We start from the raw sequence: 22589 nt of genomic DNA, 5'->3' as shown, positions 1-22589 counted from the left end.
GTCGAATTCCGCCGCTGGGCACTCGGCGAGGAATGGCCCGACGAGCGATTCGACCTGATCGTTTTCAGTGAGGTCTGCTATTACCTCGACGCCGCAAGCCTGCGTGCGGTGTTCGACCGCGCCGTCGAACACCTCGAACCCGGCGGCACGGTGCTGTGTGTGCACTGGCGACGAAAAGTGCCCGAGTACCCGATGTCCGGTGATCAGGTCCACGCGATCGCGTGGACCACTCGTGGCTTGTCGACGCTGGCGCACTACCGGGACGAGGACATGTCCATCGACGTCTTCACGGCGGTCGATCACGAGCCGATATCCGTCGCGCAGGCCGAAGGGATCAGGTGATACACCGATTCGGTAGCCACTCCCTGTGCTCGCACCCTCTGCAGGTCGTGCACGAAATTTCGATACGCCACCGGCCGTTCACCCAGGCGGCACTGACCGCTGCAATGGCGCGACGCGAGTAGCCCCGGGCCTCCAGCCGCAGCCATTGCCTCTACGCAATCATCCATTTCCCGCGAATCGAACACACCGGTCGGTTGCTGGGTCGATACTGGTCGGGCACTGTTGTTACCTCCAGCGCCGTCGGGCGGAGGTAATCCCGTCTGCGCAGCTATGGACTTTCCGAGCGAGGCTAGGGGGTCAGATGCCACAGTTTTTGACCACTCCGGTTACCGACAAGCGTTTCGGTCTGGACTCCAAATATGCGGTTGTGCGCCAACTGATCGCCTTGGCCGCAACGCAGGTGCCTGGACACCCCGCGGTGGGAATCACCACCTACCGGCGGGGCGAGCTCGCTGCGATCGCCTCCTCGACGCCGCGCGCGCAACAGTGGGAACACGCCCAGCTGACTTACCCGGCGGGACCGGTGCTGGAGTGTCTTGTCACCGCGTGTCCGGTGACCGTGGCCGACCTCATGGTCGAGCACCGCTGGGCGGACTGTATTGCCCGTCTGGTCGTGCTGGGTGTTCGGTCACTGCATTGCCAGCCTTTGATCGCAGGCCGCGACCGCGCCGCGCTCGGTGTTCTCACCTTCTACTCGCCTTACCGCACCAGTTTCGGTGGCCCCACCGAACGCATCATCCAAAAGGTGGCGCATCGGGCCGCGACCATCCTGGCCCGCGGCAACGGAAACAGGTCACTCCCTGACCACAGGCCATTTCAGTGATCGCGCCATGCGGCCAACCCCTCGCTCAGCCAACCGAACCCGCTGCGGCTTGACTCTTAGCGAATCGGACGGTCTTCTGCGCTTGTCCCTCCGGCCCGACGCCAGGGCACCGACCCCGTGAGCGTCGCTGGTATCGGTAATCAGTCATCGATGACAGCGTCTTCCAGACTGAGGTCGTAGTCGTCGAGTTCGGGGTCGTAGGAGTCAGGCGCAGGTAGATCGCTGGCGATGGCGCCGGCCCGTCGGGCAGCTGCGGCGTAGGCGATCCGGTCGCCCTCCGATCCGGCCAGCGCGCCACGGCGCGATCAGCTCGTCCAGGTGCACGGTAAGTAAGGCGTCAGGGGAGCGCTCACAGAAAGCGATGACCGCCATGGCATCTCGACCGATCATATGGGCTGCCGCAAATGCGGCCAGGTCTTCGGGCAGACTTCGGTCGGGGGAAGTCACGCAGGTTTGGAAATGGAGGTGACCAGGTCGAGGGTGTCTCGCCATTGCCGATACCGTCCCTGCTGCTGTGCATGGTCGCGTACGGCCACCCAGGCGTGATTCCGTTTCTCGGTATCCACCGGCATGAGCACCGCGGCACGGGAAACCACGCTTCGAACGGGATCGAGTTGATCGCGGTGTTCAGGTCGAGCACGTGCTCCCAGTCGACGGCGAACTAAGCAAGTGGGCGTCGGCGATCTCGAGTCGCGCGAGGTAATCGATATGAGCCTCGACAGCACCAGGAGCGAACGCGCCCGGCAGGACCGGCCTGCCCAGACTGCGCTCGCCGAAGGCCGAGCGCCACGAAAACCCCTGCTCGACGACGTACGCATCCCCTGGGACCTCTGCTGCCCTGGCGAGCGCGCCATCGAAGGTGAGTTGAGTGCCAGTGGCCACCGCTGGGCCCCACGCGAACCCGTTCACTCGGAGCAACTCCGCCGCGCGGTGAGCCAGCTCGGTCAATCGCTGCGCCGGAGAACCAGCAGTCGGATCCGACGACATGGATGGAGGCTAACCGAAGTCCAACAAGATCCTCGGCAAGCTCGTCCCACCGCCCGCCAACCCACCAGACCTTCGACCCGCCAAAGCCTTCGGACAACCTACCAACACACCGACAGAACGTTCCGCCGCTTGACAGCTAGCGGAATCGGAGGTCTTTTGCTGGTCGGTGATCTCAGGGACGGCATAGTCCGGCCATCCCCCACCGCATCCGGCATGCCGACGCGGCTGCTGAGCTGTATTCCGTTCCGCCACAAGCCCTGCACGAGCGAACACTGAACCGCCGGAATTCGCTGTGCCTCGCAACTGGCACGTGCATGGGCGATGGCCGGCTGAGTTTGTGTCGGCGGGCCACGCCATGATCAATTCCGGTCACATGGGGTTTGTCCCGTTGGAAAGCACTGTGGCTCAATGAGATTGGTGACACACTCGGAGACAGCGACGGCCGGGTGAATCGCTCGGCGTCCGGGCTGAAATGCCTGATTGACGCAAAGATGCATGGGGCAGAACCGGATTCGCAGGTGGGAGCGAAAATATGAACGGTCGGGATGTTGTTACTGGGCGCTTCGCTGACCACAACCGGTACGCAGCGCCATGCGGGCGATGTTCGGTGCTGCTACGCGCACGTGGCGGCATCATCCGCGACAACGCAGTGACGGGCAAAGCCTTGATGTGCCTGACCTGCCTGGGAATCGAGCACGATCCCGATACTGAGATCCGGCAGTCCACACCACACGCGGCGGCGTGGGTGACCGTGCTGGTGCTGGGATTGACCCGTGCGTGCTGGCTCTGCGGTGAGGAGGTGGTCTGCGTCTCCGGGTTGTATCCATACCAGACCGCGCCGGAGTATCGCCACCTGATCACAACCCAGGACGAGGACGGCACATTGCTGGCTACCGCGGCCCGGCTGCTCGACAGGATCGGCCGCCGCGACATCACCGACACGATCGGCTCGGTGTACAGCCAATCGTTGAAGGCATGGACCATAGCCGTGAGTTGCCCACGCTGCCGCGGGTTGCAGGGCAACTACTTTGTCGGTGAGGAAACGATGGGCCGTGTCCTCACCGACGGCATCGCCGGGCTCGAAGTCCTCGGTCGTGTCCCCTGCGCAACCCCCGAATGGCAGCTGATCGTTCATGACCCGCACTTCGCCCGGTTATCGTTTTGACCCCTCACGCTCACACCGTGTCGCGAGCCGGTCTGTCGGTGATCGGCGGCATCATTGATCTTGTGCCCGGGAAATCCGGTGCGCGCCAGGGGATTGAGTCAGGGAGGAATCTGCCGATGTCCGAGCGAACCAGACGTCGCCGCCGCGCCTACGAGCTAGATCGATGAAGCACAACACTGCGATCGGCCTCAGCAGCATCGAGCCCGGTCCAGCCCTCGCCGGACCTTCTAGCGATTACCGGAGTCGAGGCCGCAACGGCGACCTCTTGTGAAGTAGTAGAACGTATGAAATATCTCCGGCTCTCGGAGAAACACCTGGGGTACTCGACGCGGGTTGGTGAATACGGAGACCGTCCGCTGGTGGTGGTGCGTGCCAGTGCTTCTTGGGAGCGCACGCGCTGGACGGTCGGCCACGAGATCGGCCATCTCGTGCTGCACGCCGGTGGTGGGGAGGTCACCGAGGACCAGGAATTGGAAGCGTCACGGTTTGCCTCCGAGCTGATCGCCCCTGCTAAGGCGATCGCCGCCGAAGTGCCGAAGGTGCCGTCGCTGCTGAATCTCGTTCCGCTGAAATTGAAGTGGGGCATCTCCATCGGCGCGCTGATTCGCCATCTGGCCGCGTCGGGGCTGATCGAGCAGCAACGCTACGAGATGTTGCGCCGCCAGCTCTACACCCGCCTCAACCCCGACATCGGACATACCTGGGGCAAGACCGAACCCGGCTGGGACGCACGCGAACCTGAACGGCCGCGGCTGATCTTGCGCTGGTCGAGCGCTGCTATGGTGCCACGACGGCGGCCATGCTCGCTCCGCACCAGCTGATGTGGCCCCAGGACCTCCTCGAAGACTTCCTGGCCGGGCAGCGGTCCGCTCCCGCCCGCCTGCCGAGCACTGCGCCTGCGTCCGCACGCCGAAAGAGGGCGGCACCGTGATCGCATTCGACCAATTCCGACAGCGCCGACGCGCATAACGACTGCCCAGATCTCTTGGCGCAGACTGGATGTGTGCGGTGAAGCGTGGCGGTTCAGCTCTCCGGGCGAGCTGGGTCAATGCATTCCAGGCACGACAGTGCCACACCGCCCTAAATGATCTCTGAGGCACAGTTTGCCGACGCGCAGGGCCTGGCCGCCGACCATGTACAACGATCCGGTAGGTACTCGGGCATTCAACATCGCTTCTGAACCCCTGAGCCAACGACGACGAGTCGGTTGTGCAGGCAGTCGAGGTGGCAGCCGGTATCGCAATCGACAGCAATCGCCCGTACAGCCGTCGACCAGCGCCGGAATCGTCTCCTCGTGATCGGCACCGAGGATGCGTGCTCGGGCGGCATGTAGTTGCTCGTAGCCGACGACCGCCCCGGCGAAATCGCGGCAGTCGAACTGGAATTCGGCCAGTCGGCGCAGCCTGGTCAGGGTGTCACGATGATCAGCCCCAGCACGCGAGTCTGGTCTGCGATCAGCTGCTCGTAGTCCGAAACAATGCTCACCCGCTTCACGGTACGACCGGAAAGGCAATCTGCTCAGCGCATTTCGGCGCGGGATTTCATCGGTTGTCTGGGCTGCCGATCCGTGATCCCCGCTCGTCGACGCCAAACAGCCCCTTGGCGGATCTGAAAGCAGACCAGTTGACGCGGCGGGCACGCTCACCCTTGCGCCGTCCGGCACGGTCGTCGCTGCTGACATCAGCCGCGACAGCGCGATAGAGTGCGGACTTGCTCGGAGCCGTTAGGCCACTGGTGTTTTCGGCCTCGATCAACAGGCCTCGCCGTCGACCTCGAAACACTGGATATGACCGGCATCGGCGAACTCGTCATCATCGTGGCCGCAGCAGTGGTCGTTCGGCAGCATCCTTCTAGTGGGTCGGCTGGCCGGCATGGACGCCCAGTCGGCCGCCGCGGTCACGACGTTGCTCAACACCCGAGGGCTCACCGAACTGGTGATCTTGCACATCGGGCTCACGACCGGCTTGATCGGCCCGGATCTGTATTCCCTGCTGGGTGGTGATGGCGCTGGTGACCACCGTGATGACCGAGCCAGCGCTGCGTTCGCTCGGAGTGTCCTACTCCGATCGCCAACCGGCAAGCAGTCGCCGTCCCCGTAGTTCAGAGCAGGTGTGCGGTCGAGGCGACCGCTGGCGTGCTGGAAATCCGAGCAGACACTGCCCTACCAGGAGTTCACTCAAATCTCAAGTCACACACCCACAACCGGAGTTCTCAGACGCTCACTTCGACCATGTCTCAGGGACGATCTACCAGTTCAGATCTCGAAACCTGTTCTGCTCAGATGACCTATGGTGGCGAGATCAGATCGACTGCGGCGGCGGTCGTTTCTGCGATCGCCCACCTGCGGCACCAGGCATCCGGGGTGAGTGCCGGGGGCATGCCGATTGCCTTCATCTGGTCACCTGCGGGTGCGGCGCAATGAAATTGGTCCAGTAGTCGTGGCGCACGGCGTCCCACAGCTTCGTCAGTTTCGGCAGCAATTCTCGTGCTTGCGCGAGGTCCGAAAACATATCGGGGCCGAAGGTTACGACCAGCGAGGCGTCGGATGCATTGTGCACAGCGACGATGGAGATCATATGATGCTGAACCAAGCGCCACGTCACGTACAGGCCGTCGGCTTCGGTTCGACGCACATCATCCATCCCCAGCCCCCCGTCGCTCTAGGCGTAGTTCATGCCTGTAGTGATCAGCATCGACCGGCCGAGCTCGGTGACGCGCCGCCATGTCGGCCGGTGATCCGGCAGGATCGAGCCGCACTCTGCTCTGGTATGCGCGCCAAGTGTTGCCCGTGACCTCGGCCGCGCTCGCGGGGGTCGGTGCCAGATCGTCGACTGCCCACCAGAGCGCAGGCACAGTGGAATCCATACTTCCAACCCGCAGACGTTGGTCCAGATCTTTATCAACACCTATCAACATCAACCTCCTGCTTATGCCGGTTGCATAAGCATCACAGAACGGCACTGCGCAGAAACGGGTGAAAACACCCGCTTTTATGCCTATATCGCAGCTCGTAGAGCTACCGGTACGCGGATTCCGCCATCGGACGCACCCACGGAGCGGCGTATTCTGCAGCTATGGGTGGTGCGGGCAAGGAGAGTCTGATAAACGGTGGATCCGGTCCCGGTGTTGGCTAGTTCCCGGTCGGGGTGATTCGGCCTTCGATCGCGGACGCGTTGAGCACTGATTTCCACCTCATCGCCCATCGTGCCTTGCTTCGACCGGGGGGATCCGTGAACGGGGCACCAGATACAGGCACTTCAACGCGGCCTGCCCGGTCGGGAAGTGACCACCCGCCCGAATCGCGCGCCAGTCGCGGGTGTTGAGGGGCTCGATGGCATCGGTGGAGCAGATCACCCGCCGGATCTCGACGTCGTAGTCCAGGAAAAGCACGAACTCGGTCCATGCGTTCTCCCCCACCGCACGATCGCCGGATGCCGCCCGCCCCATTTCGCGGCGAACTCGCCGAAGCATTCCTTAGCGGCGGCTTCGGTCGCCGCGGCATAGACCGGTCGCAGATCCTTGCTCATCTCGGCCCAATACTTGCGAGATGCACCATGCACCCAAGCACGGCGGCATGCAGCCAGGCGAAGTCGGCTCGACGTACCCCGCGCCATCACAGCACTGGACCATACGGGCCCCCTTGAGGCGACCTACCGACGCCCAGTAGTCGAGCAATCCTGGGATACGTCATCGATCGGTGAGCGGTGGTGCTTGTGCCATGAGCTTGTTTGTTACGACTCGGTGTCGTCGATGACCGCCGCCGATTCATTCGCGACGCAACGCGACGCGTCCGGTTCGGTTACAGCGGAGCTGGCTGCGGCGGGTTCGACGACGCCACAGAGGTCGGCCGCGGCGGTTTCGGCGCTGTCTATCGCTGTATGGAGGCTTCGCTCGACCGCGTGGTGGCGGTCAAGGTTCTCACCGCCGATCTCGACGAGGATAGTCGGGCGCGGTTCTTCCGCGAGCAGCGCGCAGCGGGCAGGCTGACCGGACAGCCCAATATTGTCCAAGTCCTGCATGCCGGCGCCACCGGCAACGGTCGACCCTTCATCGTCATGCCGTACTACCCGCATGGCTCTCTCGACACACGGATCCGCGGCAATGGGCCGCTGGGCCTGGAGGAAGCGCTGCGGCTGGGGGTGAAGATGGCCGGGGCTCTCGAAACGGCGCATCGCTTTGGGTTCTTCATCGCGACGTCAAGCCTGCGAATATCCTTTTCACCGATCACGACGAGCCCACGCTGGTGGACTTCGGAATCGCTCATTTCGAAGGCGGGTTCGTCACAGGAACCGGCATCATGACAGGTACACCGGCCTTCACCGCACCGGAAGTGGTGGCGGGCGAGCCGCCGAGTCCGGCCGCGGACGTCTATGGCCTGGGCACTACCTTGTTTGCTGCGATCACCGGGCATGCCGCCTTCGAACGCCGCAACGGTGAGCAGGTGGTGGCCCAGTTCCTCCGGATCTCCTCCGAGCCGGTCCCGAACCTGCGGGAACACGGCATTTCCGAGGACGTCAGTGCCATCATCGAACGCGCTATGTCCAGCGCCTTGGGTAAGCGCCCTTCTGCCGTGGAACTGGGTGAGCAACTCCGGGCATCCCAGCGCCACCATGGTTTTCCCGTCGATGATATGGCCCTGTACACCCCGCCCTCAGCAGGGCACGGGGTCATGCCATCCGAACATGGGAAGTCCTCCTCGAGGTCGGTGCCGATATTGCCCGAGCCGATGACGGCAACCTTGGTGCGGCTCATCGGTGATGAGCTGCTGCCACTCGTCGGGCCGTTCCACCATGGGCAGGTGGCCGGTGCGGATCTCCGCGAGCTGGGCGCCGGGGATGCCGTCTGCGAGCTGGCGGTGCAGGCGGGTGGAGGTGAACCAGTCCTGGATGGTGGAGATGACCAGGGTGGGGACCTTGATGTGCGCCAGGTCGTCGCGGACGTCGACCCGGGGGGCGAGTTCGGCGTGCTCTGGGGTGCCGTCGGCGATGCTGGCGGCGGTGAAGCCGACGGCCTGCTGGAGCTGCTCGTCCGGAATTGCCTCGAGGGCGTCTGCGCCGACGGCCATCATCGTGAGGTATTCGGCGAGCATTCCGCTGTCGCCGGATTCGGCCAGCTTGCGCCAGAGCGAGGTGGCGAGCATGAGGCGGTTGTCGGGGTGGGGGAAGGTCGCGGTCAGCACGAGGGCGGTGACGCGCTCGGGGTGGCGGGCGGCGGCGCGGATGGCGACGGGGCCGCCGAGGGAGTAGCCGGACACGGCGAAGGTGTCCAGGCCTTCGGCGACGGCGGCGGCGACAAGCTGGTCGGCCAGGTCGTCCAGTGACAGGGGCGTGGTGGAGCGGGGGGGTGTCGCCGCTGCCGGGGTAGTCGACGCCGACGACGGTGTGGCGGGCGGCGAGGGCTTCCAGGATCGGGCCGTAGGTGCCGGCGATGCTGCTGCCGGCGCCGTGGGCGAGGGCGAGGGCGGGGCCGGAGCCCAGGACGGTGCGTGCAAAGGTCGCTTCGGGCAGGGTGCGCTCGGACATTGTGGGTTCCGTTCTTCGAGGGTGATCAGGTCAGGTGGTGCAGTGTTTGGTCTGGGAGCGGATCTGCCCCTCTGCTCCCGGGCGGGCGGCCAGGGACCCGGCGGCGCAGCGGCGGTCAGGGCAGCAGGACGGCCTTGCCCTGGTTGCGGTGGGCTTCGAGGTCGGCGTGGGCCTGAGCGGCTTCCGTCAGGGGGTAGGTGCGCCAGACCGGCACAGTGAGCTTTCCGGCGGCGGCCAGCTGCACCAGCTCCGGCAGGGAGTCGCCAGCCTGGTCGGCGTTGCCGGCACTGAAGCGGACTTCGTGCTTCTGGGCGGACATGTCGGCGATTGTGATGACCTTTCCCGCATCGCGGGTCAGGGCGACGGAGTCGGCGAGCACGCCGGCGCCGGAGGCGTCGAAGACGAAGTCGACTCCTTTCGCGGCCTCGGCCCTCACCCGCTCCGCCCAGCCGTCGCCGTAGGGGACGGCGGTAGCGCCGAGCGCGGTGACGCGGTCCAGGTCAGGCTCGGCGGCGGTGCCGATGACGGTGATGCCGCGGGCGACAGCCAGCTGCACCGCGATGACGCCCACACTGCCGGCGGCGCCGTGGACGAGCAGGGTCTGCCCCGCCTGCACGCCCAGCTGCCCAAGGACACGGAACGCGGTCTGGCCGACCGTGACCAGCGACGCAGCGACCTCCCACGACAGCACTTCGGGCTTGGCCACCGGCCGCTCCAGCAGCGCGTACTCGCTGTAGCTGCCGCCGACGGTGGCGCCGAGGACCTCGTCGCCCATGGCAGCGGCGGCTCCCTGGCCGACGGCGTCGACGACACCGGCCGCGTCCAAGCCGGGGATCATGGGAAAGCGGGCCGGGGCGACGTTGGCCATCAGGCCGGAGCGGATCTTCATGTCGAGCGGGTTCACGGAGGCAGCCTTGACGGCGATCCTGACCTGGCCCGGGCCCGGCTCAGGCGTTGCAACCTCGGTCGGTCGCAGCACCGCGGGCGGGCCGTACTCGGAGAAGGTGATCGCAGTGGACATCGGGAACTCCTAGGTTGAGGGGTGGGGGGAAGGCACGCTGTGACTCACTGTGCGGGCACGATCACGGCTGCGCTGGCGGGGTCGCCGCTCAGGTGGCCCAGGGTGGGGTAGTCGGTGTAGCCGCGGTGGTCGCCGCCGTAGAACGTGGCCGGGTCCGGGGTGTTGAACGGGCCGCCGGTGGCCAGGCGGGTCGGCAGGTCCGGGTTGGCCAGGAACAGCGCCCCATAGGCGACCATGTCGGCGCTGCCGTCCTCGACCAGCTTCAGAGCATCGGGGCCGGTGGCGGCCGGGTGGGTGAACGGGTTGAGGACGAACGTGCCCGGCCAGGCCTTGCGCAGCCGTGTGGTCAGGTCACCGTCCGGGCCCTCCATCACGTGCAGGTAGGCCAGGTCCAGGTCGGCGAGCTTCTCCAGCAGTGCCTCGTAGACCTCGCCGGGGTCGGGCTCGGCGATGTCGTTGAACGGGTTCCCGGGCGAAATCCGCAGGCCTACCCGGTGGCCGCCGATCGTCTCGGCCACGGCGGCGACGACCTCCACCGCGAAGCGGATCAGGCCCTCGGTGTCCCCGCCCCAGGCGTCGGTGCGCCGGTTGGTGTTAGGGGCGAGGAACTGGTGGATCAGGTAGCCGTTGGCGCCGTGGATCTCCACCCCGTCGAATCCGGCCTCGATCGCGCGCTTGGCCGCGTCGGCGAAGTCGGCGATCGTCTGCCGGATATCCGCCTCGCTCAGCTCCTTCGGCGTGACGAAGTCCTTCGGCCCCGCGTGGGTGAAGACCTGGCCCCGGGCGGCCACCGCCGACGGGCCCACCGGCACCAGGCCGTCGGGCAGCAGGCTGGGGTGGCCGATCCGGCCGGTGTGCATCAGCTGCGCGAAGATCACGCCGCCTTCGCGATGCACGGCTTTGGTCACTATCCGCCAGGCGGCTACCTGCCCGCGCGTGTGCAGGCCGGGGGTGTCGGGGTAGCCCTGCCCGACCGGCGAGGGCTGGATGCCCTCCGTGACGATCAGCCCGGCGGTGGCGCGCTGCGCGTAGTACGTCGCCGTCAGTTCCGTTGGCTTCGCGCCGGGCCCGAAAGCGCGGCTGCGGGTCATCGGTGCCATCACGACGCGGCTCGCCAGGCGGCGGCCGCCCAGCACGATCGGATCGAAAGCAGTAGTCATGGTCGTTCCCTCGCCAGTAGTGGTGTTCTGCGGCCCCAAACGGGTCCACCGCAGCATTTACCTGTTCGAACAAGTAAACAGCACAAATAGCTTCCCGGCCAGCACGTGATCCACATCACGCAGCTCTACCAGGCAATATGTCAAGCGAAGAATGTTCCTCCTCGCTTGAAGACGGCAACGCGCTACATTTAGCTGATCAATCAGGAAAGTGAGTAACAGATGACGCAGCACACCCCGGCGGCAAGGGAGGCTCCCTCAGTGACCGGATCGGAGGCGACGAGCGTCCCGGTGCCTGCCGCAGCCGGCGGCGGACCCATCAGCCACGCGATCTTCCGCCTCGCCCGCCTGCACCGCATGCTCGCCGGACACCTGCTGCGCCGTATCGGCCTGCACCCCGGTCAGGAGCTGGTCATGATGCACCTGTGGGAACTCGGCGCCCAGCGCCAGACCGACCTGGTGCGCCTGATGGACTCCGACGCCGCCACCATGACCCGCACGGTCCAACGCCTGGAACAGGCCGGCTTCGTCCGCCGTCGCCCATCACCCACCGACAGGCGCGCCTCACTCATCGAACCAACCGCGGCCAGCCACGCCCTGCGCCGTGAGGTCGAACAGAGCTGGAGCCAGCTCGAGGCCCTCGTGGCCGAGGGTATGACCGCCGACGAACGCACTGCGGCCCTGGACACCCTGGAGCGGCTGGAACGGAACCTCCTGCAGGCGGCCGTCGATCCCGCAGGCGCAGACGCCGAGCGGTAGCGGCTTCCGCGGGATGGGCAACGACGGTCGGGCGACCGGGCAGCTCGCGCTGTGCGCCAGTGGATCTCGTGACGCAGTGGTGACGCGTGGCGGATCGATCGTGATTTGCCAGTCGACACAGGTGCCCAGTTGACCGCTGGCCGCCTCCACGCGGGCCGCGTTCGGCGACCCGGGCGTGCACGCCGCCGTCCGTGGCGGGCGCACCGTGCACGCGGTCAGCGTCGGGCAACGGGTCGGCGAGGAAGTAGTGCCAGAGTTGTTGTGTCACACCAGTGTCGCCGGATGGTCACCCTCAGCGCTGGAACCGACCCAATCCCACGTCATCTGCGCTCGTTGCCTGCGCAAAATCGCCGGAACCACCCCGGGTCACGACGACTTCCACTGTTCGGCGAGGGCTGGCGGCCCGATAGCGCCGAAGATTTCCGGCCATCTACTGCCGAAGGTCACATGCTTGATCACCCTATTGTCACCACTGAGCGTGGGCGGCGGCCCATTGCCGGTCTGGGGTGGGCGGTTGTAGGCGTCGATCGCGGTGTTCATGCCGGTGAGCAGGCGCCGTTTGCGTGGAGAAATGGCCGTTTCCAGAACGGGAGGCAGGTCAACATTCGGTCCTTGGTCCACCTATGCCGCGGCCTTTGCCCGAAAGAGTCGGTGAGCGCCTACATGGTTGGCGAGCGCTCGCATACTGCGCTGGTGATTTCCGACGTGGCTGTGGCCCGGGGCCGCGAGGCGCCGGGGGCTGCACTGCGCAAACACGAACCGGCCCGGCACCAGCGGTGTGGGCGATCTGTTTGCGCGGTGAGGGATTGGTGGGGTTGTTGGCGGGTATCTCGGAGTCCGAATGGACGTTCCGCCTGCCGGCACGGGGGTGGAGATCGAAAGGAACGATTGCGATGCTCGGACTCGGAATCCTCGGCTGGATCATCATCGGCGGCCTGGCAGGATGGATCGCCAGCAAGATCATGAAAACCGATGCCCAGCAGGGCATCCTGCTCAACGTCGTCGTCGGTGTCTTCGGTGGTCTGTTGGGCGGGTTCCTGCTGAAACTGCTCGGCACCGACGTCGAGGGCGGTGGCCTCTGGTTCAGCTTCTTCACCTGCCTCGGTGGCGCGGTGATCCTGCTGTTCCTGGTCGGTCTGGTCACCGGACGTCGCGGTGCACTGCGCTGATCCGTAGTTTTCGGTTGTCGAGGGCAGCCGCCCGCGGGTTGACTGCCTTCGACAGCTGTCTGCGGCGGTTGCGCTGACAGGCCGGTGTCGGTGTGGCGCCGTCGAATTCGGCGTCGTCGGTAGTGGTGAGGAGTGCGTCGAGTGTTGTCGGGTGTGTTGACCGCGGGTGGGTGGGGTCTGCTGGCCGGGTCGGCGCTGCTGGTCGGTGCCTTCATGGGCTACGTGGTACGGATCCCGGTAGGGGTGGTGGCCGCGATCATGGCCTTCGGCAGCGGGGTGCTGTTGTCGGCGGTGTCGTTCGAGTTGATCGCCGAAGCCCACGAACGCGCCGGCATCGTGCCCACCACCGTGGGCGCGGTAGTCGGAGCCGGGGCATATACGGGAGCGAATGTGTGGCTGGCCTCGCGCGGAGCGCGCCATCGCAAACGCTCCGGCGACCAACAACCCAGCGAATCCGAGCAGTCCGGTTCCGGGACCGCGATCGCGTTGGGCGCGCTGTTGGACGGGATACCGGAGTCCATCGTGATCGGCGCGAGCCTGCTCGGTGGCGGCCCAGTCAGCGCGGTCACGGTGGTGGCGGTGTTCATCAGCAACGTCCCCGAGGGACTGTCCAGCGCCTCGGGTATGCGCCGCGCCGGGCGCAGCCGCGCCTACGTGTTCGGATTGTGGACCGCGATCGCGGTGGTCAGTGCGGTCGCGGCGATGGCCGGATATGCCCTGCTCGGCGATGCCTCACCGGCGGTGCTGGCCGCGATCACCGCCCTGGCCGGTGGGGCGATCCTGTGCATGATCGCCGACACCATGATCCCGGAAGCTTTCGAGGACGCGCATCTGTGGATCGGGGTCATCACCGTCGTTGGCTTCCTGACCGCGTTCGCCCTGTCGCACCTCGACTGATCCGACAGCCCGACGAACTCGGCGGGATCTGCCGACCGCGAGCCGGCTCGCAGAGCCGGGTGGTCATGACGCTGCTCCCCTTGGTGGTGGTTTCGTTCTCTCTGAGGGTGGTGCGCGGATTCTCCTCGGCGGTCTTCTCGCTGACGTATTCGCCCGTCGCGGCCGAACGGCGACTCTTGGCAGCCATGAACGGCGCTCCTTGCCTACTCCCGGCCTCTGCCTTGAGGATGAGTCGAGAGCAAGTCTCAGTGCCTCACGAGTGCGTGCCTCCTGCAATAGTCAGCTGTCCGGGTTGAAAGAGGCTCCGCGGGCTGCACGAAAATCGAGTTCCTCGAGTCGAATCCGGCGACCAACCACGAAGTCGTTCAGGTCCACCTGCGCGGCTGCTGGAACGGCGCCCGCCTGGCGGCCGGCATCATGCGGGACACCGGTGGTGGGTCGATCTGTCCTCGCATATGACAGGCATGGTCGTGGAAGTGACAGGCGGACGTCAAACCTGGCTGTCACCGGTGGATCCGCCGACCGCCTGTCACAGCCAGGTCGGCGGACCGTCGATATCACCATCCACTTGCACGCCAACCGAGCCGCGTCCGGCGGCCCATCGGACCACCGCCGGTAGCGGGCCGGAAACGATTCCGCCCGGTGACGACTCCTGCTGCACGACAATGGAAGACCGGCCGTCGACTGACAGAACGAGACCCGCGCCGAGGGCTTTCTTCTTCCACATGCCGACGATGTCGATGAGCAGCGAGTCGAGAACATCGTCGGGAAAGTCCGTGAAGCGGCCGCCGTTGTCCAGGTCGACCGCGTGGATCCACACCTCACGAGTACGCATCCACGCGGTTTCCGACGCCTCGACGAGGCGCCCCTGCGCCGTGCGCACTTCGGCCGACCATGCCGATTCCGGCAGCTCACACCACTTCTCGTTCAGCCGAGCAACGGTGTGGTCGAAGAGGTTTCGCAATGCCGCCGCGTTGAGAGTTGCGCCCTCGTCGATCTCGCGATTCCGTTGATCGGCGCAGGTGTACATCGGCGTCTCGATGCCGGTCGCCGCCCAGTCCAGCACCCGGCACAATGCTGCGGCATTGTATCCGACGTGGGCCAGCAGGTGCCGGCGAGTCCAGCCCGGCAGTAGGCAGTCACCGTCGAGGTCGTCGTCGACCAACTCGGCGAGACGTTGTGCGAAGTACGAAGTGCCGCGGCGGGCGATCAACAACCGCTCGGGCAACGTCAGATCGTGAAAGCTCACGGACGCCTCGCTTCTACTTGACGATCGTCTTGTTCTTCACCGATCCGAGACCTTCGATGCGCACCTCGACGGTCTGTCCGTCCTGGATGTAGACGGCCGGTTTGCGGGCGTGTCCGACGCCACCGGTGGTGCCGGTGATGACCACGTCTCCGGGCTGCAGAGTGACGATATGCGAGATGTATTCGACCAGTTTCGGCGGTGTGAACACGAGATCGTCAGTAGTGGTGCTCTGCACGACCTGCCCGTCGAGTTTCGTCTCGAGCGCGCCACCGAAGGAGTATGAGTCGGTTGTGGTGAGGAACGGGCCGAAGCCGCTGGTCTTCTCGAACGTCTTGCCCTGATCCCATTGCAAGGTGCGGTACTGGTAGTCGCGCATCGTGTAGTCGTTGATCACCGAGTACCCGGCAATATAGGCGGAGGCGTCGATCTCGGACACCTGGTAGGCCCGCTTGCCGATGACGAAAGCCAGCTCACCTTCCCAATCCAGTTGCGAGGCAGCATAAGCCGGGACGACCACGTCGTCGTAGGGGCCTATTAGCGCTTCTTTGAACTTGGCGAACAGCGTGGGGTATTCAGGCAGATCACGACCCATTTCCTTGATGTGTGTGGCGTAGTTGAGCCCGACGCAGACGATCTTTCCGGGATGCGGAACCACCGGCGCGTAGTCGGCGCCGGAGAGGTCGAGGGTGGCACCCGCGGCGTTCTCCGCCAACGTCTTCCAATTCTCATCGTCCATCAGAGCGGACAGGTCGGCGTACCCGTCGATGACGGTGGCACTGGCATCGTCGTCGACCCGCACGGCGGCAGTGGCACCTTCGAGACGCAGGGTGGCAAGTCTCATGATTGGTCAGGCTCCTTCGGAAATGTGGGTGCGGGCGAGGTGCAGGCGCTCGACGATGGGCGCGTCGGAGAACGCGAAGAGATCGAACTCGCTGTCGGCGCGGATGGACCATTCCGTCCACGACGGAACGACGATCATGTCGCCCTTACTCACTGCGCGGCTCTCCCCGGCGAGAACGAATCGGCCCGATCCCTCGAACACCTGGTAGACGGTCGACCCGACCTGGCGGCGCGGACGAGTGTGCGCGCCCTCGCGCAGGCGATGAAATTCCGCCCGGATCGTCGGCATCACATCGCCACCGGTTGTGGGGTTGGTGTAGCGGACCGCTGCATGTCCGGGCTCGGTGGTGGCCGCATAGCCCTCGTCTTCGAGCGCCAGTTGCTCCCGTAGAGCCGCATCGGTGTGCTCCCACCGGTATGCGGCGATCGGCGAGCTCGTTTTCGCGCCCAACCCCACCAGCGGTCGTAATCCGGGATGCGCCCACAATCGCTCGGAACGCGACACGTCCGGCGTCGAGTCGTCGGTGACGCCTTCGGATCCGAATTCGAAAAACCCGGTATCCGTGTAGTGCACGAATGGGATATCGAGTCCGTCGATCCACGCCATCGGTTGATCGGTCTCATTGTGATGGCCGTGGAAATGCCAACCGGGAGTAAGCAGGAAATCGCCGCGGCGCATCGCGACCGGATCGCCGTTCACAACCGTCCATACTCCCGCACCCTCGACGACGAACCGGAAAGCGTTCTGCGCGTGCCGATGTTCCGGCGCGATCTCCTTGGGTCCCAGGTATTGGATCGCTGCCCACAACGTCGGCGTCACGTACGGCGCCCCACCCAGACCGGGATTGGCCAGGGCGATCGCACGCCGCTCTCCCCCACGGCCCACCGGCACGAGATCACCCGCGCGTTCGGCCAGCGGATACAACGTCGACCACTTCCAAACGAACGGCACAGCCTTGGACGTGGGCGTCATCGGCATGAGGTCGCCCAGCTGGGTCCACAGCGGGTTCAAGTGCGCGCCCTCGAAATCCCGGTAGAGCTGTTCGAGAGGAGCATCGTTGAGGCGGGGCTCGGTGTCAGTCATCGGTTCGTCACTTTCGTCGGATGCGTCAGCGGCATCGATGTGGTCGTCGGCGCGGCTTCGCTACGGCGCCAACGTCTCACGTTCGTTCATCAGCCGGTCGCGGATGTCGTCGCGAAGGGTCTTCTTGTCGACTTTTCCCACCTTCGTTGTGGGGATCTCGTCGATGATGACCAGCCGCTCAGGGAGTTTGAACCGGGCGACGCCGGCAGCATTCATTACGGCGAGGATGTCGTCGAGGGTGACCTCGTGCCCGGCGGCCTGCGAGATGTATAGGCACAGGCGCTCGCCGAGAACCGAATCGGGCATGGCCACGGCGGCCGCCATGTCGACACCGTCGATCTGGTAGGCGAAGTTCTCGATCTCTTCAGCTGAGATCTTCTCGCCCCCTCGGTTGATCATGTCTTTGTCGCGCCCGGCTACGACGAGGTTCCCATCCGGACGCCGGATGACGATGTCCCCGCTGGAATACCACCCTTCGGCTGTGAACGCGCGGGCATTGTGCTCGGCCGCGCGGAAGTACCCACGCGGGGTGTAGGGACCGCGGGTGAGCAGGGCGCCGGGGGTGCCGTCGGGAACCGGATCACCCTTTTCGTCGACGACAGCGATCTCGTCGGCCTCGCTCACCGGGCGGCCCTGCGTGGTGATGATGATTTCGGGGTCGTCGTCGAGCCGAGTCATGTTGACCAACCCTTCGGCCATTCCGAACACCTGCTGCAGGCGTGTGCCGAGGATCGGCTCAACGCGTGCCGCGAGTTCGTCGGGCATCCGGGAGCCGCCGACTTGCAGGACGCGCAGAGTCGTTCCGGTGTAGGTGTGATGTTCGCGCTGGTGTTCGATCCATGCCTGGGCGACGGCCGGAACGGTCGCGGCGACGGTGACGCCTTCGGCGTCAATGGCACGCAACGCTCGTTCAGGCGCCGGCGAGGGCAGCATCACCGTCCGCCCGCCCGCGAAGAGCGCGCCCAGGATACCAGGGCATGCGAGCGAGAAGTTGTGACTGCTGGGCAGGGTGCCCAGATAAACTGTGCCGGAATCGAATCGAGAGACCGCATTACAGCGGAGGATGTTGTAGACGTAGTCGTTGTGGGTGCGGACAATCAGCTTCGGGAGTCCGGTGGTGCCGCCGGAAAGCAGCAAGCACGCTACGTCGCTGCCGTTCGGCTCGTAGTCGGCTTCTACGAAGCGTGGTGTTGTGTCCATTCCCGCACGAAGTGTCAGTTCGGGTGCGTAGCGGGTATCGCGGGGCGACAGCGCGCCGTGGACCAGTACGGTTCCTACGCTGGGCACCTCTGCGGCGACCTGCTGGGCGACTTCGCGCAGATCGGTGTCGCGGTCGGTGTCGGCGACGACGATGGCGGTGGCGTCCGACAGCGACGCAAGGTGGGTCAGTTCGTGCCGCCGGTGCGCGGGCAGGGCCATCACGGGAACAACGCCGATGCGCAAGCATGCGAGCGTCAGCGCGACGAACTCCCAACAGTTGGGCAGTTGCAACACAATTCGGTCGCCGGGTGCGATGGACAGGTCCAGTAAGTACTGTGCGCAGGAAGCGGACTTGTCCCACAGTTGCCGGTAGCTCAGACGGGTCGGCCCGTCGACGAGCGCGATATCGTCGGGCCGGCGCTCGACCTGCCGTGCGACATGTGAGCCGAGTGAGGTTTCCTCCCAGTAGCCGGCTTTGCGGTAGCGCTGCTCGAATTCCTCGGGCCACGGCACGACGCCTTCGATCGTCACACGGGCGCGGGTGTTCATTGCGACTCTCCTTCGAGTGCGATCTGCCGGTTCGGTGCCGCCAAGATGACGGCGTCAAGCGCGATCAGTCCGGTTGGCGTCAGTCGCAGCGGGTTGATCTCGATGTCGCCGATGTCGGCGTGGCTGGTGAGGTAGTCGGCCAAAGCAATGGCGACTCGCGCGAATTCGTCGCGGTTCAACACCGGGCCGCCACGCCAACCGTCCAGCAGCGGAGCGCACTGGAGATCGTCGAGCATGGCCGCTGCGCCGGCTGCAGTGAGATCGCCGCTGCGAATGGTCACGTCCCCGATCGCCTCGGCCGCTGTGCCGCCGAGCCCGGCGACGACGATCGGTCCGAACACCTCGTCGTGGCGTACGCCGAGAAACAGGTCGACGCCGGGCTCGGCCATGGTCTCGACGAGGTAGGCCGGGGAATCGATGGCGTCCAGTGCATCGAGCGCGCTGTCGAGTTCCTGCGGAGTCCGGATACCGAGGTGCACGCCGCCGATGTCGGTCTTGTGCAGGACACCGGCGTCGAGGATCTTCACCGCCACGGGCAACGATAGCTCGGTCAGCGCTTGGTGAGCAGTGTCGCGGTCGGGGCATGCCCGCCGGCGCGGAGTCGTGATCGCTAGAGCGTCCAGCAGATCCTTCGACGTTGCTTCGTCGGCGGGCAAGTTGATCACAGGCAGCGGCGGATGCGTAGCGGTCCGGGTACCCGCATCGACAGCGCGTAGGAATCGGCTGCGGGCGTCGTGAACGAGGGCGCGGATCCCCGTCGCGAGGGCAGTCGGGCTGGACACAACCGGCACACCGATACCGGCCGCCGCCGCTGCAGTTTTCGACACTGCTTCGGCCGGGCCACCGACGCCAAGTACGACAGGCATATCGGCGTGCACGCCGGCTTTGCTCACGGCATCGGCAAGGTCGATGGCATCGGGCTCGGCGAGTGCGTACACCGCGAGCGCGCTGACCTCCGGGTCGGAAGCGGTCGCCGAGAGCACAGCGCTGAATGTTGCGCCGGGCCGTCCGGTGTCGACGGGATTCGCCTGGAATGTCATCGGCGGCAACAATGTCGACAACCTCACCTGGACAGACTCGGACAGTGTCGGCACGCGAACATCGCGGGCAAGCAGCTCGTCGAGGATCATCAATCCTGGGCCGGCCTGGGCTGTGACCACTCCGACACCCGGCGACGCCGCAGCAGGCAGCCGTGTCCGGCTCAGGACCGCGAGCGCATCGACCAACTGCTGTTCGGAATCGACGACGACCGCACCTGCCTCCGTCAGCAGAGCGCGAGTGGTCCGCCATGACGTCGCGAGAGCACCGGTATGCGACTCGGAGAAAGCCGAAACGTCGCTGCGTCCGACGACAATCGCCACGATTGGTTTGACTGCGCTCACGGCACGGACTGCCGACAGCAGCGAGCGACCGTCACCGACGGACTCGACATGCAGCGCGACGGCTGTGATCGATGGATCACGGCGCACGTGTTCGAGTACGTCGACGGCCGTGACGTCGACACAGTTTCCCAGCCCGACCCCGAGGCCGAGGCCCACTCCGTGCTCGGAAAGCAGAAAGGACAGAGCGTGATTCATGCCACCGCTCGCCGCGACCACGGCGACACTGCCCGGAATGATGTGTTCGACCGTCGGCACGAAGCTCACTGTCGTACTCGCAGGGCGGAAGAAGCCCGACGTGTTGGGCCCGAGTAGCCGGATGCCGGAGCGAGACGCGATGTCGGCAAGCTGGTTCTGCAATGCGGCGCCGACGGCGCCTGCTTCGGCGAACCCACCCGAGCAGATCACTGCTGCGCCGACTTCGCATTTTGCTGCCTCGCGGACAGCGTCGGGGGTCGCGAGAGCGGGAATGCAGAGCACCGCCAAGTCGATCGGCGCGCCGTTCGCTTCGGTCGCGGCGCGCAGCGACACGTGGAAACCGTCGCCTTCGCCCTTCGGGTTGATGCCGAAGATCGTCAGCGAGCCGTCGCTGCCACGGTTGACGGCATCCAGCATCACCGACCCCAGCTTCCCCGGTGCCGCGGACGCACCGACGACGGCAATCGACCGTGGGCGGAAAAGGCGATCCAATCGGGTGTCGGGCGTGGTGGCAGCCTGCATGTGCGCGAAGGTCATTTCGCCACCTCACCGTGAGTGCGGACCCGAGAGCGGGTTTCCGAGTCGGGCTCGAAAGCGACGGCGTCGGCGCGGCCGGAAAGGATCAATGTCGTGGCACAATCGCGTTCATCGACGGCCCGGCGAGCGCGGACCGAGGTGGGCTGGTCGACGACGACGGCTGGAAGCCGGTGATTCAGGCGCACATGTTCGGCGCACAACACCCGGGACAGCGCAGTCCCCGCCCGCACGACGACGGCATCAGGTCGGTGCGCACATACATTGTCCAGCGAGGTACGAGTTGCGACGTCCAGCGAGGTGCGGTCGACATGTGGTGCGGTGAAAAGCGGTAGTGTAGCAGCACCGTGTACGTGCGTCGCGGCGGATACCACAGTGGTGCCGTCGCTGAGTCCGATGCTCTCATCGGAGCATTCGGTCACCGTCAACAAACGGGAATCGAGAATGCGGTCTCCGAGCGTAAGAGCCGTGTCCAAAGGCGCGGCACCATGCTCATGGTGCCAGGCCTTTTCGGTCTCGAGAACGAAGCCCGGATCCCGCACGCGCATCTTCTCGGCGGAGATGGCGCGACTGAAGAAGTGGAACCCGAACTGCCAGGGTTCGAAGGCGCGGTGGTACTCACCGAAGTGGTCCCACCACGACAGGCTCGGCATGGACGAATCCTGAATCTTCGCGACCTGCGGAAGCCGTATCTCCTGAAAACCAGCCAGCGCTTTATCGAGATCGTCAGGATGCTCGTGCACCGTTCGAGCCAGCACCGCGGCATCTTCCATCGCCATCTTGGTACCGGATCCAACCGAGAAGTGCGCCGTATGGACGGCGTCTCCGAGGAATACAACGGGCGTTCCGTGCGGCGCGTGGGTGTACCAGCGCTCGGTGCGGCGGGTGCGGAAATTCGCCCAGCGGGAGTTGTTGGCCACCAATTGGTGTCCGTCTATCTGATCGGCGAACAGTTCCTCGAGGTACCGCTGAGTCACCAGATCCGACTCACCCTGAGGAGCCGAGACGTTGAAGCCGTCCAGTCCCGCACGACGCCATGTGTCTTCGTCGGTCTCCACAATGAATGTGCTCAGTCCCGACCCGATCGGGTATGCGTGTGCTGCGAAGTTGCCGTGTTCGGACTGCTTGTGCAGGAAGGTCAGACCATCGAACTGGAATGTCGTACCGAACCAGATGAACTTGACCGCGGCCTCATCGACGGAATGTCCGAGTTCTTCGGTAAATCGTTGCCGCGTCGAGGAGTTCGTTCCATCCGAGGCAACTATCAAGTCGTAGCCCTGCTGGGTGTCGAGCAGGTCGACATCGACGGTGGCCGCGAAATGCAGCCGCGCGCCCAGTTCGGTTGCACGCCCGCGTAGCGCATCCAGCAGTACGCGCCGGTGCACGGCAGACATTCCATTGCCCCCGGCGGCCATCGTCGTGCCCTTGCTGCGGACTTCGATCGTGTCCCAACGCCGTCCGTGAGCGGCGAGCGTGTCCCGCAGGATCGGATCGACCCGATCGATGTTGTCGAGTGTCGCGTCGGAGAACACGACTCCGAATCCGAACACGTCGGATTCGTTGTTGCGCTCGAAGACATCGATATCACTGCCAGGAACGGTTTGGGCCAGTGCGATCGCGGTGAACAAGCCGGCCGGTCCGCCGCCGATGCAGGCGACGCGCAGTGGTGCCGCGGCGGCGGGTGGGTTTCGGTCTGGGATTGACATGGCCGCCC

The 22589-nt window shown here is 65.4% G+C and carries 19 protein-coding genes and 3 pseudogenes; 9 read left to right on the top strand and 13 right to left on the bottom strand.

What is annotated here, in order from left to right; translation table 11 throughout:
- On the top strand, positions 1–342 hold a 342-nt coding region (locus ACFU4Z_RS31610), incomplete at its 5' end, for a methyltransferase domain-containing protein (protein ID WP_379070409.1).
- 301 nt (positions 343–643) lie between these two features.
- On the top strand, positions 644–1165 hold the full coding sequence (locus tag ACFU4Z_RS31605) for a hypothetical protein (protein ID WP_379070406.1): 522 nt from the start codon (positions 644–646) through the stop codon (positions 1163–1165).
- A 627-nt stretch (positions 1166–1792) separates the two neighbouring features.
- Here ACFU4Z_RS31605 and ACFU4Z_RS31600 read toward each other — a convergent pair.
- Entirely contained in the window at positions 1793–2152 is a 360-nt protein-coding gene (locus tag ACFU4Z_RS31600) for a hypothetical protein (protein ID WP_379070403.1), read from the bottom strand.
- A 607-nt stretch (positions 2153–2759) separates the two neighbouring features.
- Between ACFU4Z_RS31600 and ACFU4Z_RS31595 the strand changes: the two genes are divergently transcribed.
- From ACFU4Z_RS31595 to ACFU4Z_RS31585, 3 genes and pseudogenes are all read left to right on the top strand, one after another.
- Positions 2760–3317, top strand: a complete 558-nt coding sequence (locus ACFU4Z_RS31595; RefSeq protein WP_379070400.1) for a hypothetical protein — start codon at positions 2760–2762, stop codon at positions 3315–3317.
- Positions 3318–3616: 299 nt separating this feature from the next.
- Positions 3617–4286: pseudogene (locus tag ACFU4Z_RS31590) on the top strand (ImmA/IrrE family metallo-endopeptidase); the annotation flags it as partial.
- 884 nt (positions 4287–5170) lie between these two features.
- Positions 5171–5416, top strand: a complete 246-nt coding sequence (locus ACFU4Z_RS31585) for a hypothetical protein (RefSeq protein ID WP_379070397.1) — start codon at positions 5171–5173, stop codon at positions 5414–5416.
- A gap of 291 nt (positions 5417–5707) precedes the next feature.
- Here ACFU4Z_RS31585 and ACFU4Z_RS31580 read toward each other — a convergent pair whose 3' ends face one another.
- Both ACFU4Z_RS31580 and ACFU4Z_RS31575 read right to left on the bottom strand, forming a co-directional pair.
- The gene (locus ACFU4Z_RS31580; protein WP_379070394.1) at positions 5708–5959 is read right to left on the bottom strand and encodes a hypothetical protein; all 252 of its coding nucleotides are present in this window, start codon (positions 5957–5959) and stop codon (positions 5708–5710) included.
- Between the two features lie 488 nt (positions 5960–6447).
- A pseudogene (locus ACFU4Z_RS31575) lies at positions 6448–6868 on the bottom strand (transposase); the annotation flags it as partial.
- Between the two features lie 199 nt (positions 6869–7067).
- On the opposite strand from ACFU4Z_RS31575, the pseudogene ACFU4Z_RS31570 reads away from it, so the two are divergent.
- A pseudogene (locus ACFU4Z_RS31570) lies at positions 7068–7998 on the top strand (serine/threonine-protein kinase); the annotation flags it as partial.
- On the opposite strand, the gene ACFU4Z_RS31565 reads toward ACFU4Z_RS31570, so the two are convergent.
- The 3 genes from ACFU4Z_RS31565 to ACFU4Z_RS31555 all read right to left on the bottom strand — a co-directional run bounded on the left by ACFU4Z_RS31565 (position 7969) and on the right by ACFU4Z_RS31555 (position 11020).
- Entirely contained in the window at positions 7969–8808 is an 840-nt protein-coding gene (locus tag ACFU4Z_RS31565) for an alpha/beta fold hydrolase (protein ID WP_379070434.1), read from the bottom strand. The pseudogene ACFU4Z_RS31570 and the gene ACFU4Z_RS31565 overlap by 30 nt on opposite strands.
- A gap of 146 nt (positions 8809–8954) precedes the next feature.
- Positions 8955–9860, bottom strand: coding sequence for an NADP-dependent oxidoreductase (locus ACFU4Z_RS31560; RefSeq protein WP_379070392.1), 906 nt, complete (start codon positions 9858–9860; stop codon positions 8955–8957).
- Between the two features lie 44 nt (positions 9861–9904).
- Positions 9905–11020 (bottom strand): alkene reductase, encoded by a 1116-nt coding sequence (locus tag ACFU4Z_RS31555; RefSeq protein ID WP_379070389.1) that lies wholly within the window; start codon positions 11018–11020, stop codon positions 9905–9907.
- A 219-nt stretch (positions 11021–11239) separates the two neighbouring features.
- Here ACFU4Z_RS31555 and ACFU4Z_RS31550 point away from each other — a divergent pair, with 219 nt between their 5' ends.
- Positions 11240–11776, top strand: a complete 537-nt coding sequence (locus ACFU4Z_RS31550) for a MarR family winged helix-turn-helix transcriptional regulator (protein ID WP_379070386.1) — start codon at positions 11240–11242, stop codon at positions 11774–11776.
- A gap of 366 nt (positions 11777–12142) precedes the next feature.
- Here ACFU4Z_RS31550 and ACFU4Z_RS31545 read toward each other — a convergent pair whose 3' ends face one another.
- Positions 12143–12316 (bottom strand): hypothetical protein, encoded by a 174-nt coding sequence (locus ACFU4Z_RS31545; protein WP_379070383.1) that lies wholly within the window; start codon positions 12314–12316, stop codon positions 12143–12145.
- Between the two features lie 353 nt (positions 12317–12669).
- Between ACFU4Z_RS31545 and ACFU4Z_RS31540 the strand changes: the two genes are divergently transcribed.
- Together ACFU4Z_RS31540 and ACFU4Z_RS31535 are read left to right on the top strand one after the other, a co-directional pair.
- A complete protein-coding gene (locus ACFU4Z_RS31540) occupies positions 12670–12945 on the top strand; it encodes a GlsB/YeaQ/YmgE family stress response membrane protein (protein ID WP_379070380.1) in 276 nt (91 codons plus the stop codon).
- 141 nt (positions 12946–13086) lie between these two features.
- A complete protein-coding gene (locus tag ACFU4Z_RS31535; protein WP_379070377.1) occupies positions 13087–13842 on the top strand; it encodes a ZIP family metal transporter in 756 nt (251 codons plus the stop codon).
- A gap of 529 nt (positions 13843–14371) precedes the next feature.
- Here ACFU4Z_RS31535 and ACFU4Z_RS31530 read toward each other — a convergent pair.
- From ACFU4Z_RS31530 to ACFU4Z_RS31505, 6 genes are read right to left on the bottom strand one after another with little or no spacing between them, the layout of a single operon-like run.
- Entirely contained in the window at positions 14372–15091 is a 720-nt protein-coding gene (locus ACFU4Z_RS31530; protein WP_379070374.1) for a maleylpyruvate isomerase family mycothiol-dependent enzyme, read from the bottom strand.
- Between the two features lie 13 nt (positions 15092–15104).
- Entirely contained in the window at positions 15105–15932 is an 828-nt protein-coding gene (locus ACFU4Z_RS31525) for a fumarylacetoacetate hydrolase family protein (RefSeq protein ID WP_379070371.1), read from the bottom strand.
- Positions 15933–15938: 6 nt separating this feature from the next.
- Entirely contained in the window at positions 15939–17015 is a 1077-nt protein-coding gene (locus tag ACFU4Z_RS31520) for a cupin domain-containing protein (protein WP_379070368.1), read from the bottom strand.
- A gap of 60 nt (positions 17016–17075) precedes the next feature.
- Positions 17076–18764: a (2,3-dihydroxybenzoyl)adenylate synthase gene (locus tag ACFU4Z_RS31515; protein WP_379070365.1), complete on the bottom strand. Its 1689-nt coding sequence runs from the start codon at positions 18762–18764 to the stop codon at positions 17076–17078.
- Positions 18761–20878 carry an acetate--CoA ligase family protein gene (locus tag ACFU4Z_RS31510; protein WP_379070363.1) on the bottom strand — a complete coding sequence of 706 codons (2118 nt, stop codon included), beginning with the start codon at positions 20876–20878 and terminating at the stop codon, positions 18761–18763. Before ACFU4Z_RS31510 ends, ACFU4Z_RS31515 begins: the two co-directional genes overlap by 4 nt.
- Positions 20875–22581: an FAD-dependent monooxygenase gene (locus ACFU4Z_RS31505; RefSeq protein ID WP_379070360.1), complete on the bottom strand. Its 1707-nt coding sequence runs from the start codon at positions 22579–22581 to the stop codon at positions 20875–20877. Before ACFU4Z_RS31505 ends, ACFU4Z_RS31510 begins: the two co-directional genes overlap by 4 nt.
- Between the last annotated feature and the right edge of the window lie 8 nt (positions 22582–22589).

This window comes from Nocardia sp. NPDC057440 (assembly GCF_042802915.1).
Taxonomy (GTDB): domain Bacteria; phylum Actinomycetota; class Actinomycetes; order Mycobacteriales; family Mycobacteriaceae; genus Nocardia.
The sequence above is the reverse complement of the archived record's forward strand: the minus strand, read 5'-3'. Positions and strand labels throughout refer to the sequence as shown.

Bases quoted from the DNA above. Each gene is read 5' to 3' on its own strand.
- ACFU4Z_RS31605 (WP_379070406.1), top strand. From the start codon at position 644: ATGCCACAGTTTTTGACCACTCCGGTTACCGACAAGCGTTTCGGTCTG.
- ACFU4Z_RS31600 (WP_379070403.1), bottom strand. From the start codon at position 2,152: ATGTCGTCGGATCCGACTGCTGGTTCTCCGGCGCAGCGATTGACCGAG.
- ACFU4Z_RS31580 (WP_379070394.1), bottom strand. From the start codon at position 5,959: ATGGATGATGTGCGTCGAACCGAAGCCGACGGCCTGTACGTGACGTGG.
- ACFU4Z_RS31560 (WP_379070392.1), bottom strand. From the start codon at position 9,860: ATGTCCACTGCGATCACCTTCTCCGAGTACGGCCCGCCCGCGGTGCTG.
- ACFU4Z_RS31555 (WP_379070389.1), bottom strand. From the start codon at position 11,020: ATGACTACTGCTTTCGATCCGATCGTGCTGGGCGGCCGCCGCCTGGCG.
- ACFU4Z_RS31550 (WP_379070386.1), top strand. From the start codon at position 11,240: ATGACGCAGCACACCCCGGCGGCAAGGGAGGCTCCCTCAGTGACCGGA.
- ACFU4Z_RS31545 (WP_379070383.1), bottom strand. From the start codon at position 12,316: ATGAACACCGCGATCGACGCCTACAACCGCCCACCCCAGACCGGCAAT.
- ACFU4Z_RS31540 (WP_379070380.1), top strand. From the start codon at position 12,670: ATGCTCGGACTCGGAATCCTCGGCTGGATCATCATCGGCGGCCTGGCA.
- ACFU4Z_RS31525 (WP_379070371.1), bottom strand. From the start codon at position 15,932: ATGAGACTTGCCACCCTGCGTCTCGAAGGTGCCACTGCCGCCGTGCGG.
- ACFU4Z_RS31520 (WP_379070368.1), bottom strand. From the start codon at position 17,015: ATGACTGACACCGAGCCCCGCCTCAACGATGCTCCTCTCGAACAGCTC.
- ACFU4Z_RS31515 (WP_379070365.1), bottom strand. From the start codon at position 18,764: ATGAACACCCGCGCCCGTGTGACGATCGAAGGCGTCGTGCCGTGGCCC.
- ACFU4Z_RS31510 (WP_379070363.1), bottom strand. From the start codon at position 20,878: ATGACCTTCGCGCACATGCAGGCTGCCACCACGCCCGACACCCGATTG.
- ACFU4Z_RS31505 (WP_379070360.1), bottom strand. From the start codon at position 22,581: ATGTCAATCCCAGACCGAAACCCACCCGCCGCCGCGGCACCACTGCGC.